This window comes from Amycolatopsis sp. NPDC059235 (genome assembly GCF_042754125.1).
GTDB lineage: Bacteria > Actinomycetota > Actinomycetes > Mycobacteriales > Pseudonocardiaceae > Amycolatopsis > Amycolatopsis albidoflava.
In genome coordinates this window covers 15,027-29,952 of sequence record NZ_JBHZAG010000070.1, presented here as the reverse complement: position 1 = coordinate 29,952, position 14,926 = coordinate 15,027, and the positions used below count along the sequence as shown (strand labels likewise).

The following is a 14,926-nucleotide window of genomic DNA, read 5'->3' as shown; positions in this document are numbered from 1 at the left end:
GGCGAAACCTGTACGTCCCGTTACCCCGGCCGAGTGAAACTTAACACCGTTTACTGGGCAAATGCGAATAGTGTTCGTTTTAGCCTTGCCAGGGTGCTCCGCGCCACGTCAGCATGCCGGACATGGCCTCCCTCAACCGTCGCCGATTCCTCGGCCTCGCCGCGCTGAACTCCGCCGCGGCCCTCGGACTGACCAGCATTTCGGCGACGACCGCGCGCGCGGCCACCGTCGCGCCGCTGCCGGACTACTCGCCCGCGGTGGTGATCGGCACCGGGTACGGCGCGGCGGTCACCGCGCTGCGGCTCGGCGAGGCGGGCGTGCCCACGGTGATGCTCGAAATGGGCCAGCTGTGGAACGAAGCGGGCCCGGACGGCAAGGTCTTCTGCGACATGCTGAAGCCGGACCGGCGGTCGATGTGGTTCAAGAAGCGCACTGAAGCGCCGCTCGCGTCGTTCCTGTGGCTGGACATCGCGAACCACGACATCGATCCGTACGCCGGGGTGCTGGACCGGGTGAACTACGGCGGGATGTCGGTGTACGTCGGGCGCGGCGTCGGCGGCGGATCGCTGGTGAACGGCGCGATGGCGGTGCAGCCGAAGCGTTCGTACTTCGAGGAAATCCTGCCGCAGGTGGACGCCGACGAGATGTACGGCAAGTACTACCCGCGCGCCAACGCGGGCCTCGGCGTGAACCACATCGACGAGGACTGGTTCGAGACCTGCAAGTCGTATCAGTTCGCCCGCGTTTCCCGGAAAGCCGCGCAGAAAACCGGGCTGAAGACCACGTTCGTGCCGAGCGTCTACGACTTCGACTACATGAAGCAGGAAGAGGCCGGCACTGTCGAGCGTTCGGCGCTCGCGTCCGAGGTCATCTACGGCAACAACCACGGCAAACGCTCGCTGGACAAGACGTATCTCGCCGCCGCGCTCGGCACCGGGCACGTGACGATCCAGACGCTGAGCGAGGTCCGCGAGATCATTCAGCAGCAGGATGGCACGTACACGCTCGTCGTGCGCGAGTCCGACGCGCTCGGCAACGTGCTCGCCACCAAGCATCTGACCACGAAGTACCTCTTCCTCGGCGCGGGCAGCCTCGGCTCGACCGAACTGCTGGTGCGTGCCCGCGACACCGGACGGCTGCCGCGGCTGTCCGAGGCCGTCGGCCAGGGCTGGGGCACCAACGGCAACGTGATGCTCGGCCGCGCGAACCACGTGTGGGACACGACCGGCAGCCTCGAAGCCGGGATGCCCGCGCTCGGCATCGACGACTGGGACAACCCGACGCATCCGGTGTTCGCCGAGATCGCGCCGGTGCCCGCCGGGCTCGAGACGTGGGCGAGCCTGTACCTGGCGATCACCAAGAACCCCGAACGCGGCCACTTCGCCTACGACGCCGCCAGCGATTCGGCGAAACTGCAGTGGACGCCGGACCAGGGGCAGCCGTCGATCGACGCGGCGAAATCGTTGTTCGACCGGATCAACAAGGCGAACTCCACGATCTACCGCTACGACCTCTTCGGCGACACGCGGGCGTTCGAGAACCGTTTCACCTACCACCCGCTCGGCGGATTGGTGCTCGGCGACGCGACCGACAACTACGGGCGCGTGAAGGGCTACCGGAACCTGTACGTGATGGACGGTTCGCTGATTCCCGGCAGCACCGGCGTGAACCCGTTCGTGACGATCACCGCGCTGGCCGAGCGCAATATCGAACGGGTCATCGCCGAGGACGGCGTGCGCGCCTAGCGGTGCGCTGACCGCAGCTTTTCGTAGTACGCCACGCAATCCGCGTACGAGGGCAGCAGGCCCTGGTCGAGCGCTTCGGCCAGGGTCGGCGCTGCTTTGTCCTTTTCGGACACAATGGGCGCCAGTCCGGCGGGCCACGGCAGGTCCAGCGCCGGGTCGAGCGGGTTGATGCCGTGCTCGCCCGCCGGGTTGTACGGCTCCGAGCAGAGATAGGCCATCACGGTGTTGTCTTCCAGCGCGATGAAGGCGTGCCCGATTCCTTCCGCCACGTACACCGCGCGGAATTCGGCCGAGTCGAGCCGTGCCGAGTCCCACTCGCCGAATGTCGGCGAGCCGACGCGCAGGTCCACCACCACGTCCAGCAGCGAACCGCTCGGGCAGTAGACGTACTTCGCCTGTCCCGGCGGGGTGTCGGCGAAGTGCACGCCGCGGATCGAGCCCGCGCGGGAAACGCTGTGGTTCGTCTGCGCGACCCGCAGCGGGTGCCCGGCCGCGCGGACGATCGCCTCCTCCTGGAACGGCGCGACGAACAGCCCGCGTTCGTCCGGGAACACGCGCGGGACGAACTCGAAAGCGTCGGGGACCTTGAGCGGGCGGAAGTCCATGGCCGTCACCATATCGAGTGCGATTTCCGGAGGCGGAACGGAACTGCTTCCGAAACCGGACGGACGTCTTGGGAATCGCGAATCTGTGACATGAGCCGCACCGAGGGGTCGGGTGCGACCGGGGGCCTGTCATGATTGACGAACCGCAGCGTCGGCGGCCATCGCCACACCCCACGGATCGGATGGCCGTGCAGACGCCTCGCCGACAGGCCGGCGCTACCGCGCTGGGCTGCCGTCCGGAGGACGAGTTCCCACACGCGACGGGCGTGTTCGCCCGTCGACCAGGTGGTCCCCCGCTCGCAGTCCCAGGAGTACGTTCGATGACCCAGACCCATCCGCCCGCTTCCGTCATTCCCACGACAGGAACCCCGATGACCGACCAGGCCAGCACCGTCGCGGCCGTGACCGACGCCGAGATCTTCACCGGGCACGAGGGCGGCAAGCTCTCCGTGGCGGCGACCCGGCCGATCTCCGACCCGCGCGACCTCTCGATCGCCTACACGCCCGGCGTGGCGAAGGTGAGCCGCGCGATCGCCGAGGACGCGGCCAAGGCGAAGCGGTACACCTGGGCGGACCGGCTCGTGGCAGTGGTCAGCGACGGCACCGCGGTGCTCGGCCTCGGGGACATCGGCGCGAGCGCTTCGCTGCCGGTCATGGAGGGCAAATCGGTCCTCTTCAAGACCTTCGGCGGGCTGGACTCGATCCCGCTGGTGCTCGACACCACCGACGTCGACGAGATCGTCGAGACCCTGGTCCGGCTGCGCCCGTCGTTCGGCGCGGTCAACCTCGAAGACATTTCCGCGCCGCGCTGCTTCGAGCTGGAAGACAAGCTGAAGGAAGCGCTCGACTGCCCGGTCATGCACGACGACCAGCACGGCACGGCGATCGTCACCCTCGCCGCGCTGCGCGGGGCGAACCTGGTGCTCGACCGCGACATCGCCGGCGAGCGGGTCGTGGTGTCCGGGGCCGGCGCGGCTGGGGTGGCCTGCGCGAAGATCCTGCTCGCGGCCGGCGTCGCGGACGTGACGGTGCTTGATTCGCGCGGCATCGTCCACGCGGGACGCGAGGATCTGAACCCGATCAAGCGGCAGCTGGTGGAGACCACGAACAAGGCCGGGCTGACCGGCGGGTTGGCCGAGGCGTTGCGCGGGGCCGATGTGTTCCTCGGGTTGTCCGGCGCGACGATCGATCCCTCGCTGCTGTCGACGATGGCGGATGACTCGATCGTGTTCGCGCTGTCCAATCCGGACCCGGAGGTGCATCCGGCGGTTGCCGCGCAGCACGCGGCGATTGTCGCCACTGGGCGTAGTGACTTCCCGAACCAGATCAACAACGTGCTGGCGTTCCCCGGGGTGTTCCGCGGTGCGTTGGATGCTGGGGCTCGGGCGATCACGGAGAACATGAAGCTGGCTGCCGCGGAGGCGATCGTGGCGGTGGCTTCGGATGATCTTGGGCGGGATCGGATTGTGCCGAGTCCGCTGGATCCTCGGGTCGCGCCGGAGGTTGCTGCTGCGGTGGCCAAGGCTGCTGAGCAGGACGGCGTGACTGGCTGATTGCTTGTGGGGAGGGCTCCTCGGTCTTGGTTGCCGGGGAGCCTTTCTTTTTGCCCGCTTTTTGGACTTGCTGGTCCATTTTTTGGTCGGCACGGTGGGTTTCATGAAGATCGGATTGCGCGGATACGGCGTTTGGCAGGTCGGGGCGTTGACGACTCCGGCGATGGCTGCCGAGATCGAGCAGTTGGGGTATTCCGGGCTGTGGCTCGGCGGTCCTGGGGTGGATCTGGCCGGGATTGACGAGCTGCTGGCGGCTACCGAGTCGTTGGTAGTGGGGTCGAGCATCGTCAATGTGTGGTCGGGGGATCCGGCGGTGCTGGCTCGCTCGTATCAGCGGGTGGCTTCGAGGTTTCCCGGGCGGTTTGTGCTCGGGATCGGGGTCGGGCATCGGGAGCAGTCGGCGGGGTATGAGCGGCCGATGGATGCTGTTCGGCGGTTTCTTGATGTGCTGGATGCGGGTGGGGTGCCGGTTTCCGGGCGGGTGCTCGCTGCGTTAGGGCCTCGGATGTTGGAGCTGGCTGCTGAGCGGGCTGGTGGGGTGGTGCCGTATTTGGTTCCGCCTTCGCATACTCGGGTGGCTCGGGAGACGGTGGGTTCTGCTGGGTTTGTCGCGCCGGAGCAGAAGGTGGTGGTGGATTCGGATGTGGTTCGGGGTCTAGAGGCGGCTCGGGGGCGGGTTCGGAATCCTTATTTGGGGTTGGTTAATTATGTGAGCAATTTGCGGCGGTTGGGGTATTCGGAGGAGGATTTGGCTGGGTCTGATCGGTTGATTGGCGATCTCGTGGCGGTGGGGGACGTTTCCGCGGTTGTCGCGCGGTTGGGGGAGCATCGGGCGGCTGGGGCGGATCATGTTGTGGTGCAGGTGATTACGGAGAAGTACCAGACGCATCCTGGGTTGCCTGGGGTGCGGTTGCAGGTTTACGACGATGAGGTGATGGGGGTTTATCGGGAGTTGGCGGAGGGGTTGTTTTAGAAGTGGGTCAAACTGCGAGCTGCCATAGCGCGCTGATAGGCAGTGCGCGGAATTTCGCTCCGAATGGAAGCGTGTCGGGTCCGGTATGGAGCACATAGCCGGCTAGGAAGTCGTCCCCGAGCCGTTGTTCGAGATGGCGGAGGCCGCGGAAGTCGCCGGATGTCACGGTGGTGGCTGCCTTGACTTCGATGGCGACTACCTGGCCACGCGGGTTTTCGAGGACGGCGTCCACTTCGACTTTGTCTTTTGTCCGGTAGTGGTACAACTCGGCCCGATTATCGGACCACGTAAGCTGCCTGGCGAGTTCCATGAGGACGAATCCTTCGAGGAGGGAACCGAATTCGCCGCCCGGACGGATGAGGGCGGCGGGTTCGGCTTGCACGAGATCCGCCGCGATCCCGGTGTCCACGAACGCGACCTTGGGAGTGTCGACCGTGCGTGCTGTGATGGTGCGGGACCACGCGGGGATTCGTTTGATCAAGAAGATCTCTTCGAGCAAGCTGAGATATCGTTGGGTGGTGTGATAAGTCAGGCCGGCATCGTTCCCGAGCGAGTTCGGCACGAGCAATCCGGCGTTCCGGCCTGCGACGAGCCGCAGCAGCGCGCGCAGTTGGGTGAGCTTTTCAATCTCGCCCAGCTGCCGGATGTCCCGGGTGATCAAGTCCTCGAGATAGGACTGGAAGAAGCGAGCACGCCGGCGCGGTTCGGTTCGCCGGACTGCCTCGGGGAATCCTCCTCGGACCGCTCGGTCGGCATAGTCTCGACGGCTGAGTTCGGAGCGGTGGTAAAGATCAGGGCCCAGCGTGAACGCGGCGTCGACGAAGTCGTCTCGAGTGCCATCGATCTCGCCTTGCGACAGCGGCCATAGCTCGATGGTTTCGCTGCGGCCCGGCAACGTGTCAGGGAGTCCTCGAAGGGCAAGGATCTGTGACGAACCGGTGAGCAGGTAGCGGCCCGGGCGAGGGTCTGCGTCGACTGCGGCCTTGATCGGCAGGAAGAGCTCCGGCGCTCGCTGGATCTCGTCGATGACCATCAGCCTGTCAAAGTCGACGAACCCGCTTGGGTCAGCATGTGCTGCCGCCAGATCCTGAGGATGGTCGAGATTGCGAACCTCGACGGACGAATCGTTCGCGATCATGCGCGCGAGCGTGCTCTTGCCTGCCTGGCGCGCACCGTTGATCAAGACGACTCGGGTGTCGCCGAGCGCCTCAGCGACCAAGGTCTGTGCGCGCCTGCCGAGTAGGTCGATTCCTGCGGTCACAGTCAGTTATTCTAGCAGGTGAAGTGCCTAAACTCAGCTTATCTAAGGAGTTGATCTTCAATCTGGCCGCTAGGGTGACTGCAATCTGGCCGCAGTGGGATCTTCAATCCAGCCGCTCGGCCCGCTTCAATCTGGCCGCTCGGCGACGCGCGCGACGTTAGCCGGGGAGTAGTTCTGCCAGGCGGTGTCGGGGGACGTCTACCAGGCGTAGGTCCGCTAGGTCCTCGGGGACGTTCAGTGCGGCGTTCGCCAGCCTCGCGTGGGCGCGGGTCAGCAGGTCGGACGGGTGGTCCACGACGTCTGCGGCGACGATGGCGTGGCGGTTGTCTGGGGTGCTGCGGAGCAGGCGCAGCCGATACTTGTCCGCCACTAGCGAGGTCAGGGCTGCTTGGGCGGCGGCGTCTGCGAGGTCGGGGTGGTTGTTCGGTACCAGCAGGGCGAGGCGGCGGGCGTTGGTGCCCAGCAGGGTGCGCAGGAGCCAGGGGCCTGGATCAGCGGAGAGGTCCATCGCGACGGCGTCGCCCTCGGGGCCGGACGTGGCCCAGCCGACTGGGCGGGTTTCCAGGGCGAGGCCGCCTTCGGAGGCGATTTCTCGGGCGGCTGCTAGGAGACCCGGTTTGGTGGCGGCCGATTCTACTGACTGCGGGCCGTGGGTGTAGATCGCGGAGCTTCCCTTGCGGGCGAACGATTTCTTGGCCTTCGCGGTGGGTTGGCAGACGTAAAGGTCCGCTGCGCTGCCGATTGCTTGTGCGCCGGTGTAGCGGTTGAAGTCCGGGAGGATCGCTTCGAAGGTCAGGCCCAGGGTGGCGAGCGAGCGTTGTACCTGTGCGCCTAGGGCGGGGTGGCGCGGGCTGTAGCCGTAGGCCAGCAGGATTCGGCCTTCGGTGGGTTCCTTCAAAGCTTGCACTGCTCGTGCGGCGAAGAGGCCCATGCCTTCGGGGGTATAGGGCGGATCGCTGAAGACTAGGTCTGCTTTGCCAGTGAGAGCCGGGGGCAGGCCGACGCGCAGGTCGGCGTGGGCGGTGAAGATGGTGCGTTCGCCGGTGGTGTCCAGGTAGGACAGGACGCGTTCGTCCAGGTCCACTACGGACAGTTCGGCGTCCGGGCACACTGCGCGCACGGCAAGGGAAGTCAGGTCGTGGTCGCCCAGGAACAGGACCTTGCTGCGGCGGAGGTCGTAGCGAGAGTTCAGCCACAATGCGCGGCGCAGCACCGTCTCGGGGGTCGCTTGCACGTGGTCCAGGGCGGCCAGCGGCGGCGGGACGGCGGCGATTCGTTCGGCCAGCATGGTGAGCAGGGCGGGCTGGTCCGCGACTGCGGCGTCGAGGGGGTCGGGCAAAGGAGGCAGGGAGTAAGCGGCGTAGGAGGGGCGCGAGTCGGGGGCGATTCGGACGCCGGCGGGGGAGCGCTCCAGGTCCGGTTCCAGCGCCGCGAGAAGGTCTTCGACGCTTCGGCGCGGGGCGGCGGTGAGCCGCACTAGGTCGGGCAGTTCGTACGAGCCGCTGCGCAGCAGGCCTAGCACTTCGTAGAGCGGGCGGACGGCGGCGCCGTGTGCGGCGAGGACGTCGTCTAGGGCGGTCACGGGGTCCCAGACTAGTCGGCCACCCTGCGGGACGGGCTGCCAAGGCCGCGCGAGTGGGCTACCGTCGGACTCTGCACCGGACGTGGGGAGAAGTCTGTGACCATCGAATTCCGAGACGTCGTCAAACGCTATCCGGACGGCACGGTCGCGGTCGACGGCCTCTCGCTCACCGTGGAAGACGGCACGATCACGGTGTTCGTCGGACCCTCCGGTTGCGGCAAGACCACCTCGCTGCGGATGATCAACCGGATGGTCGAGCCCACCTCGGGCGCGGTGCTGCTGGACGGCAAGGACGTCAGCGAAGGCGACCCGGCGGTGCTGCGCCGCGGCATCGGTTATGTGATCCAGCACGCCGGTCTGTTTCCACACCGGACAGTGCTCGACAACATCGCCACCGTGCCGCTGCTGTCCGGATGGGACAAACGCAAAGCGCGCGCTCGCGCGGGTGAGCTGCTGGAGACGGTCGGGCTCCCGACGGAACTGGGGAAGCGGTATCCGGCGCAGCTGTCCGGTGGGCAGCAGCAGCGTGTCGGCGTGGCCCGTGCGCTCGCGGCCGATTCGCCGGTGTTGTTGATGGACGAGCCGTTTTCGGCGGTTGACCCGGTGGTTCGCGAAGGGCTGCAGGACGAGCTGCTGCGGCTGCAATCCCAGCTGGGCAAGACAATCGTGTTCGTCACGCACGACATCGACGAGGCTGTGCGGCTCGGCGACAAGGTCGCGGTGATGCGCGTCGGCGGGAAGCTCGCGCAGTACGGCACTCCGGCTGAGGTGCTGCGGCATCCGGTGGACGACTTCGTCGCGTCGTTCGTCGGCCGCGATCGTGGGTATCGCGGGCTTTCGTTCCTTCCGGCGAGCGGCGTCGAGGTGTCGCCGGCTCGCACGATCGATCTCGGCAGCAAGGTCGACGGTCTGTCGGAGGGCTGGCTGCTCGCGGTGAACGACGAGAAGCAGCCGCGCGGGTGGCTGCCGCCAGGATCCACTGTGGACGGTCCGCTGGCGGAAACCGACCTCGTGGCAGGCGGATCGCTGTACGTGCAGGGCACGCCGATCCGCGGAGCGCTCGACGCGGCGCTGTCGTCGCCCGCCAGCCTCGGCGTCGTCGTGGACGAGGAGAACCGCGTGCTCGGGACGGTGGTCGCGCACCAGGTCTTGGATGTAATCGAGGCCTCCCCGCAGGCGTCCTGATGGGCGACTTCTTCGGCGAACTCGGCCGGTACCTTTCGAGCGCCAACAACCGCGACGAGATCCTCTCCAATCTCCTCGAGAACATCTATCTCGCGCTGGTGCCGCTGGTCGCGGGCATCGTGCTGGCGATCCTGCTCGGCTGGCTCGGGCATCGCTGGCGGCCCGCGCGCAGTGTGCTGCTGGTAGTGGGGAATCTGCTGTACACGATTCCGTCGCTGGCGCTTTTCGTGGTGATTCCCGGCATTATCGGCACGAAGATTCTCGACAGCGTCAACGTGATCGTCGCGCTGACGATCTACACCACCGCGCTGCTGGTTCGTCCGGTGCTCGACGCGCTGGAAGCCGTGCCGCCGCACATCGTCGCGGCGGCCACGGCGATCGGGTATCGCGAGCCGCGCCGGTTCTTCAGCGTCGAACTTCCGCTCTCGGTGCCGGTGCTCGCGGCCGGGGTCCGGGTGGCGTCGGTGAGCAATATCAGCCTGGTCAGCGTCGGTGCGCTGATCGGGACCGGAGCGCTGGGCGTGCTGTTCACCGACGGATTCCAGCGGGAATACTTTTCGCCGATCGTGGTCGGGATCGTGCTGACGATGCTGCTCGCGCTGATCGTCGACCTGCTGCTGGTGGTGCTGCGCAATCTGTTGACGCCCTGGGAGAGAGCGGGTCGCGCGCCGGCCGCGGAGGTGGCGGGATGATCGGCGACGTTTTCACCTGGTTCACCACCGCCGCGAACTGGCAGGGCTCGGGCGGCATTCTCGCCCGGCTGGCCCAGCACGTCGGCTACATCGCGCTGGCGCTGGTCATCGCGCTGGTGATCGCGATCCCGATCGGACTGTTCGTCGGCCACACCGGCCGCGGCGGGGTCGTGCTGGTCGGTGTCGGCAACGCGATCCGCGCGCTGCCGACGCTCGGGCTCGTCACGTTCCTGTTCCTGCTCTTCACCGAAAGCACCACGGCGACGATCATCGGCCTGGTAGTGCTGGCGATCCCGCCGGTGCTGGCCGGGACGTACGCCGGTCTGCAGGCGGCCGAACACGATGTCGTCGACGCCGCGCAGGGCATCGGGATGACCGGCTGGCAGCGGCTGTGGCAAGTCGAGGTGCCGATCGCGCTTCCGTTGGTGCTGGGCGGAATCCGCAACGCCGTGCTGCAACTGATCGCGACCGCTGCGGTGGCCGCGTACGTCGGACTCGGCGGCCTGGGCCGGTTCCTGCTCGACGGACTGGCCATTTTGGACTACACCGAGGTCGTCGCGGGCGCGATTCTCACCGCCCTGCTGGCGATCGTGGTCGACCTGCTGCTCGCCGCGGCGCAGCGGGCGTTGGTGCCCAAGGGGGTCCGGCTGGCCGCACAGGCGGCGTCCGGCCGGGCAGTGGCTGCGGGAGGAGCAGCGTGAAACGGTGGGGGATCCTGGTCGCCGGCTTGGCATTGCTGGCGTCGGCATGCGGAAACCCGCTGTCCGGCGGCGGTGAGGGCGGGAGTACCGGCGATATCATCATCGGTGCTTCCGATGTCGGGGAAAGCTCTTTGCTGGCGCAGATTTACGCCGGAGCTCTGCGGAATGTCGGCGCGCACAACGTGACGGTCCGACCGCCGGTCGGCAGCCGCGAGGTTGTCGTGAAAGCGTTGCAAGACAAGTCTTTGTCGGTGGTGCCGGATTACTCGGGGAACCTGCTTCGGTATTTCGACAAGAACACCCCGGCGACCACTTCGGAAGATGTCTATGCGCAGCTGAAGCAGAAGATCCCGGCTGGCTTTGAAGTTCTCGCGCAGTCACCCGCGCAGGACAAGGATTTGCTCGTGGTGGGCAAGGAACTCGCGGCCACCGGGGTGAAGACGTTCTCCGACCTGGGACCGCGCTGCAAGGACCTGGTGATGGGCGGGCCGGGGCAGTGGAGCAGTCGGTGGAAGGACCGGATCAAGCAACTGTACGGGTGCGAGTTCAAGGAAATCCGCACCACGGACACCGGCGGCCCGGTGACGGTGGCGGCGCTGAAGTCGGGCGATGTGCAGGTAGCGGATTTGTTCAGCACGTCGGCGACTATTGCGTCCAATGGGTTTGTGCCGTTGGAGGATGACAAGCACATGTTCCCGGCGCAGAACATCGTGCCGTTGGTGTCGCGGGGGACGCTGAACGATGCCGAGACGGCTGCGTTGAACCGGGTTTCGGCGGCGTTGACCACTGAGCAGTTGACTGAGTTGAACGTGCAGTACACGGATGAGAAGCGGAATGCCAAGGACGTCGCTGAGGAGTTTTTGCGGCGGAATGGGTTGAAGTCTTAGCTGAGCGCGGTGTATTCGGGTGGTGGGTTGAGTAGCTCTGGGTGCTTGGTCCAGTAGAGCTCGCCGCGGTGCTGCATGACCCAGGCGAAGTGGCGGCGTTCGTCTTCGAGGTTGTCGACGTATTCTTCCTCTGTCACTGCTCGGGGATCACTGCTTTCTCGATAGCCTCGAAAATGTCCGCGTCGGTCTCCTGCTGCCACTGCGGGAGCTGATCCCAGTCCGCGACATACGCTGGCTTCGGGTCCGGGATGTGCTGGTGAATCTGCGCGATCCAGCACAACGCCACGAAGCGGCTCTTCTGTGAGCGGCTCAGTTTCGCAGTGCTGCCACCGGAAATCTCGACGAACTGACGAACCTGCGCGTAGACCGCGGCGGCGCTGGCTCGCTCCCATCCTGGCGTTTCTTCCCACGGCGTGACGTAACCAGGCTTGGGCTCGCCGGGGAAATGCCGCTTGACGCCGGCAATCCAGGCTTCGCGGAAGATCCGGCCGGGTTCCTCAGGCACGATGGCGCTCCTTGCAGGTCAGACGACCGAGACGGTCTTGAGCTGGACGATTTGCTGGTCGAGATGCCGGACGTGACCGTCTGCCAGGAACGGCTTCAGTTGCGGCCGGAGGTTGTGCAGCATCCGCCCCACGTAGCCGGCCGAGCCGGTTTGCCGGGCGGCGTCGAGAGCGGCGTTGCCGTACATGACGAGCTGGTCGGTGTCTCGGCGCTGTACGCCGACCAAGGCGAGGTCAGCCAGAAGACTTCCTCGCCTGCGGGCGGAAACGGTCCGGTCGAGCGCGTCGGCAAGCGCGACTTCCGCTAGTTCGGGGCGGCGCAGCTCGACGTAGCAGCGGCCGCGTTCTTCGGCCAGCCGCGAACCTTCGAACCGCAGCCAGCCGCTCGTGCGCGCTGGGCCGCTGAGGTGCGTGACCTGTTCGGCCGCGTCGAGGGCGCGCTCGCATGCTGTGAGGTCGCCGAGCCCCGCATAGGTCTGTGCTTGCACCGCAGCGACCCAGGGCCGGGTAGCAAGGCCGGAGTCGCCGCGTTTGGCGAGGAAGGCAGCGCCGTTGAGAAGCGGTGCCGCGTCAGTGAATCGGCGCTCGTAGACACCAAGAAAGGCGTGCCTGGTCAGGGCACAGGCCCATAGATCGAAGGCTTCCGCCTCCTTGCTGGCATTCGCGGCCAAGGAGTAGCACTGCGCCGCGTCCGGGTATTGGTCGCTGTCGAAGAAGATCTCGCCGCAGAGCTGGAACAAGTCTCCCGCGAGCTGGCACAGCCGCCGTCGCCCGGCCTGAGTTTGCGGCTCGTGCAGTGCCTGGTTGAGAACGGACAGCTGGCTGCGCACCACCGGGAAAGCCAGGCGTTTGGACTTGGATTGCGCGAAAGCCTGCCAGAGCCGCTCGTTGACCTTGCCGTATTCGTCGAGCGTTCCCGGATCGAGCTTGGCCGGGCGGGACCCGGCGGCCTCCAGCCGGTCGAGATCAAGCTGATCCGCGGCGGGTAGGGCGAGCAGGCTGCTGGCGAGGCTCAGCAGGCGCAACACTTCGCGACGGTTCACGTCGTCTCGCCCTTCGTCGACCACGGGCTCCGGGTCTGGGCCGGCGGTTGGCACCTTGAACCACAACAGGTCGACCGGGATTCGAAGAACACCAGCCCACTGTATGAGCGTGGCGAGGTCTTGCGGAGCCGGCCCGTTCTCGATCCGGCTCAGTTGCGGCTGCGTGAGGCCGAACCATCCCGCGACCACACCCTGTGACAGCGGGCGACCGTGCCACGGGTGGTAGCGGTAGGCCTGGATGACCCGGCCCATGTGCCAGGCGTCGACCGCCTCCCGAACCTGGTCGGTGTGCCAGAATTCCACCGGTACGTTCGGGGCGCTGACCAGCGTGTTCCGCCGCTGGTCGCGGCAGGCCGAGCACAGGCTGCCGCGGTGATCTCCGGCCAGCCGCGCTCCGCAGCGACAGTGCTGCGCGGTCGGGCGTATCCCCATCTCGTACCCGGTCCTTACTTCGTGTGAAGTGTCTGTGGCTCCGTGTGTCACCAGCCTAGACAGTCGATATGCGCGGCGCGTATGCGTCGCGCGCATTTTTTCCACTGAAAGATCGCGATAGCCGCTGTCGGCAGCCCCGGCGAACCTTGGGCAAGGACACCGGCGAGCGACGACGGAGGTTGGGATGGATGCAGTGATTTACCTGGATCTCGCACATATTCACCCGGTTGTCGGACGCATCTGGCATCGGACCGACGTGGCTGCGGTCCCGGAACCGGGGCAGTCGGTGACCATGCTGTGCGGGCTGATCGCCTTCGCGGCGTTCGAACGCTACGACCAGCGAAGCGCGAACGGTCCGCTCAGGCAGTGCCCGTACTGCGACCTGATTTATCGCCAGTCGCTCGGCTGGGTCGTTCCTCCCGGGAACTCGGCTCCTCGTCGACGTTGAGAATTTTTCCGGCAACAACCAGAGGACGACATGCGAGGCACGAGTGCGCTGACACCGCGTGCGAGAGCCCTTGGCACCGCGCTGCGTCGCGCGCGGGTCGATGCGCGGTTCGGGTTGCGAGAGCTAGCGCGGCGGGTTGGCATCAATGCCGCGCTCTTGTCGAACTGGGAGCAGGCGCTGCGAGTGCCCAGCGTGGACGATGTAGCCGGTCTTCTAGGCGCGCTTGGGGTTACTGGTCAGCGCAAAGAAGAATTGCTCGGCTTGGCGCGTGGTGTCCTGGGGCCGAATTGGGTTGCCGATAGCGGCCAAACGGTGGCCGACATCGTCTCGTCGCTCGAGCGGACGGCCGCCGCCGTGATCGCCTGGCATCCGCTCCTCATCCCTCGCGTACTGCAAACCGCTGAATATGGCCGCATCGCGGCATCCGCCGTGCCCTACGGTTGTTCGGCTCCGACTGAAGCCTATGTCGGAGAAAACGCTCTCTCCACTGTGGTGGGTGGCTCGGACACGATGGGACGCCAGATCTGTTTCCTGGCTGAAACCGCAGCTGCGGAAGAAGGTCCCATAGTGCGAGTCGTCCCGGCGAGCGTCGGCTGGCATCCCGCACTGTCGGGGCCGTTTACCCTGTATCGAACGGCTAATGCGGCCGTGGTGCATTGCCAACACCACGACGCTGCCACGTTTCTCTTTGAGAATAAGGAGAACGGCAGGCATCAGCCTGTGGTCGCGTCACTGCGCAGGCTGGCCCTGAGCGAGCAAGAGACTGTGGAATTCCTTCTCAGGAAGGCTCAAAGCCGGTCGAAGGCCGCAGCGTAGCGGAACGCTCCTCGGTTTTCCGGGGCGTACGCCGCCAGCCGGAGGGCCTGGAAGTGCGGAGCCCATTCCGGCACCGGGGGCGTGATGCCGAGCGTTTCGGCCAGTACGAAGCCGAAGCGGGAGTAATAGCCCGGGTCGCCCAGCAGGATGATCAGGCCGTACCCCAGGGCATTGGCCGCACCGATCGTCGCGTGGACCAGGGCTGAGCCCGCTCCGCTGCGTTGGTGGTCGGGGAGGACGCCCAGCGGGCCGAAACCGATGGCGGATTCCGGATCGTCTCCGAGGTGGCCTGGGCTGGAGCAGGCGTGGCCGATCAGCTCGCCGTCGCGGTGGGCGACGAACGAGAGGGCGGGGAGCAGATCGCCGTCGGTCGTTAGTTCGGTGACTAGCTTGGCCTCGGGGATTTCGCCGGTGACATCCTTGTTATGGGCGCGGAAGGCGGCGGTGTGCACGGCGTGGATCGCGGGTGCGTCGTCGGCGGTCGACTGGCGGATCTGCAT

At 66.5% G+C, this 14,926-nt stretch carries 16 protein-coding genes; 9 read left to right on the top strand and 7 right to left on the bottom strand.

Annotated features, from left to right (window positions below; translation table 11 throughout):
* Positions 1-122 precede the first annotated feature (122 nt).
* Complete coding sequence (locus tag ACFXI3_RS34390) at positions 123-1,745, top strand: GMC oxidoreductase (RefSeq protein WP_378405281.1); 1,623 nt, start codon at positions 123-125, stop codon at positions 1,743-1,745.
* On the opposite strand, the gene ACFXI3_RS34385 is transcribed toward ACFXI3_RS34390, so the two are convergent.
* Positions 1,742-2,350 (bottom strand): dTDP-4-dehydrorhamnose 3,5-epimerase family protein, encoded by a 609-nt coding sequence (locus ACFXI3_RS34385; protein ID WP_378405279.1) that lies wholly within the window; start codon positions 2,348-2,350, stop codon positions 1,742-1,744. The two genes, ACFXI3_RS34390 and ACFXI3_RS34385, sit on opposite strands and share 4 nt — an antisense overlap.
* A gap of 371 nt (positions 2,351-2,721) precedes the next feature.
* Here ACFXI3_RS34385 and ACFXI3_RS34380 point away from each other — a divergent pair, with 371 nt between their 5' ends.
* A complete protein-coding gene (locus ACFXI3_RS34380; RefSeq protein ID WP_116202557.1) occupies positions 2,722-3,903 on the top strand; it encodes an NADP-dependent malic enzyme in 1,182 nt (393 codons plus the stop codon).
* A gap of 103 nt (positions 3,904-4,006) precedes the next feature.
* Positions 4,007-4,876 carry a TIGR03620 family F420-dependent LLM class oxidoreductase gene (locus tag ACFXI3_RS34375; protein ID WP_378405277.1) on the top strand — a complete coding sequence of 290 codons (870 nt, stop codon included), beginning with the start codon at positions 4,007-4,009 and terminating at the stop codon, positions 4,874-4,876.
* A gap of 7 nt (positions 4,877-4,883) precedes the next feature.
* Here ACFXI3_RS34375 and ACFXI3_RS34370 read toward each other — a convergent pair whose 3' ends face one another.
* Positions 4,884-6,137: an ATP-binding protein gene (locus ACFXI3_RS34370; protein WP_378405275.1), complete on the bottom strand. Its 1,254-nt coding sequence runs from the start codon at positions 6,135-6,137 to the stop codon at positions 4,884-4,886.
* A gap of 157 nt (positions 6,138-6,294) precedes the next feature.
* Positions 6,295-7,719 (bottom strand): bis-aminopropyl spermidine synthase family protein, encoded by a 1,425-nt coding sequence (locus ACFXI3_RS34365; RefSeq protein WP_378405273.1) that lies wholly within the window; start codon positions 7,717-7,719, stop codon positions 6,295-6,297.
* 96 nt (positions 7,720-7,815) lie between these two features.
* Here ACFXI3_RS34365 and ACFXI3_RS34360 point away from each other — a divergent pair, with 96 nt between their 5' ends.
* The 4 genes from ACFXI3_RS34360 to ACFXI3_RS34345 are packed head-to-tail and all read left to right on the top strand — an operon-like array spanning position 7,816 to position 11,184.
* On the top strand, positions 7,816-8,904 hold the full coding sequence (locus ACFXI3_RS34360) for an ATP-binding cassette domain-containing protein (protein WP_344270861.1): 1,089 nt from the start codon (positions 7,816-7,818) through the stop codon (positions 8,902-8,904).
* Positions 8,904-9,596: an ABC transporter permease subunit gene (locus ACFXI3_RS34355; protein WP_344270864.1), complete on the top strand. Its 693-nt coding sequence runs from the start codon at positions 8,904-8,906 to the stop codon at positions 9,594-9,596. The genes ACFXI3_RS34360 and ACFXI3_RS34355 overlap by 1 nt, the downstream gene beginning before the upstream one ends.
* Complete coding sequence (locus ACFXI3_RS34350; protein ID WP_344270867.1) at positions 9,593-10,297, top strand: ABC transporter permease subunit; 705 nt, start codon at positions 9,593-9,595, stop codon at positions 10,295-10,297. The genes ACFXI3_RS34355 and ACFXI3_RS34350 overlap by 4 nt, the downstream gene beginning before the upstream one ends.
* Positions 10,294-11,184 (top strand): ABC transporter substrate-binding protein, encoded by an 891-nt coding sequence (locus tag ACFXI3_RS34345; protein WP_344270870.1) that lies wholly within the window; start codon positions 10,294-10,296, stop codon positions 11,182-11,184. Before ACFXI3_RS34350 ends, ACFXI3_RS34345 begins: the two co-directional genes overlap by 4 nt.
* Here the strand turns inward: ACFXI3_RS34345 and ACFXI3_RS34340 are convergent.
* Genes ACFXI3_RS34340 through ACFXI3_RS34330 form a run of 3 tightly spaced genes read right to left on the bottom strand, consistent with a single transcriptional unit; the run spans position 11,181 to position 13,162 of the window.
* The gene (locus ACFXI3_RS34340; RefSeq protein WP_344270872.1) at positions 11,181-11,321 is read right to left on the bottom strand and encodes a hypothetical protein; all 141 of its coding nucleotides are present in this window, start codon (positions 11,319-11,321) and stop codon (positions 11,181-11,183) included. The genes ACFXI3_RS34345 and ACFXI3_RS34340 overlap by 4 nt on opposite strands.
* Complete coding sequence (locus ACFXI3_RS34335; protein ID WP_344270875.1) at positions 11,318-11,689, bottom strand: hypothetical protein; 372 nt, start codon at positions 11,687-11,689, stop codon at positions 11,318-11,320. Before ACFXI3_RS34335 ends, ACFXI3_RS34340 begins: the two co-directional genes overlap by 4 nt.
* 18 nt (positions 11,690-11,707) lie before the next feature.
* Entirely contained in the window at positions 11,708-13,162 is a 1,455-nt protein-coding gene (locus ACFXI3_RS34330) for a helix-turn-helix domain-containing protein (RefSeq protein WP_378405270.1), read from the bottom strand.
* A 184-nt stretch (positions 13,163-13,346) separates the two neighbouring features.
* Here ACFXI3_RS34330 and ACFXI3_RS34325 point away from each other — a divergent pair, with 184 nt between their 5' ends.
* Together ACFXI3_RS34325 and ACFXI3_RS34320 are read left to right on the top strand one after the other, a co-directional pair.
* Positions 13,347-13,610, top strand: coding sequence for a hypothetical protein (locus ACFXI3_RS34325; RefSeq protein WP_344270881.1), 264 nt, complete (start codon positions 13,347-13,349; stop codon positions 13,608-13,610).
* 30 nt (positions 13,611-13,640) lie between these two features.
* Complete coding sequence (locus tag ACFXI3_RS34320) at positions 13,641-14,426, top strand: Scr1 family TA system antitoxin-like transcriptional regulator (protein WP_378405268.1); 786 nt, start codon at positions 13,641-13,643, stop codon at positions 14,424-14,426.
* Here the strand turns inward: ACFXI3_RS34320 and ACFXI3_RS34315 are convergent.
* Positions 14,399-14,926: a GNAT family N-acetyltransferase gene (locus tag ACFXI3_RS34315; RefSeq protein ID WP_378405266.1), complete on the bottom strand. Its 528-nt coding sequence runs from the start codon at positions 14,924-14,926 to the stop codon at positions 14,399-14,401. The two genes, ACFXI3_RS34320 and ACFXI3_RS34315, sit on opposite strands and share 28 nt — an antisense overlap.

Bases quoted from the DNA above. Each gene is read 5' to 3' on its own strand.
- ACFXI3_RS34315 (WP_378405266.1), bottom strand. From the start codon at position 14,926: ATGCAGATCCGCCAGTCGACCGCCGACGACGCACCCGCGATCCACGCC.
- ACFXI3_RS34375 (WP_378405277.1), top strand. From the start codon at position 4,007: ATGAAGATCGGATTGCGCGGATACGGCGTTTGGCAGGTCGGGGCGTTG.
- ACFXI3_RS34380 (WP_116202557.1), top strand. From the start codon at position 2,722: ATGACCGACCAGGCCAGCACCGTCGCGGCCGTGACCGACGCCGAGATC.
- ACFXI3_RS34385 (WP_378405279.1), bottom strand. From the start codon at position 2,350: ATGGACTTCCGCCCGCTCAAGGTCCCCGACGCTTTCGAGTTCGTCCCG.
- ACFXI3_RS34330 (WP_378405270.1), bottom strand. From the start codon at position 13,162: ATGGGGATACGCCCGACCGCGCAGCACTGTCGCTGCGGAGCGCGGCTG.
- ACFXI3_RS34325 (WP_344270881.1), top strand. From the start codon at position 13,347: ATGGATGCAGTGATTTACCTGGATCTCGCACATATTCACCCGGTTGTC.
- ACFXI3_RS34390 (WP_378405281.1), top strand. From the start codon at position 123: ATGGCCTCCCTCAACCGTCGCCGATTCCTCGGCCTCGCCGCGCTGAAC.
- ACFXI3_RS34320 (WP_378405268.1), top strand. From the start codon at position 13,641: ATGCGAGGCACGAGTGCGCTGACACCGCGTGCGAGAGCCCTTGGCACC.
- ACFXI3_RS34355 (WP_344270864.1), top strand. From the start codon at position 8,904: ATGGGCGACTTCTTCGGCGAACTCGGCCGGTACCTTTCGAGCGCCAAC.
- ACFXI3_RS34350 (WP_344270867.1), top strand. From the start codon at position 9,593: ATGATCGGCGACGTTTTCACCTGGTTCACCACCGCCGCGAACTGGCAG.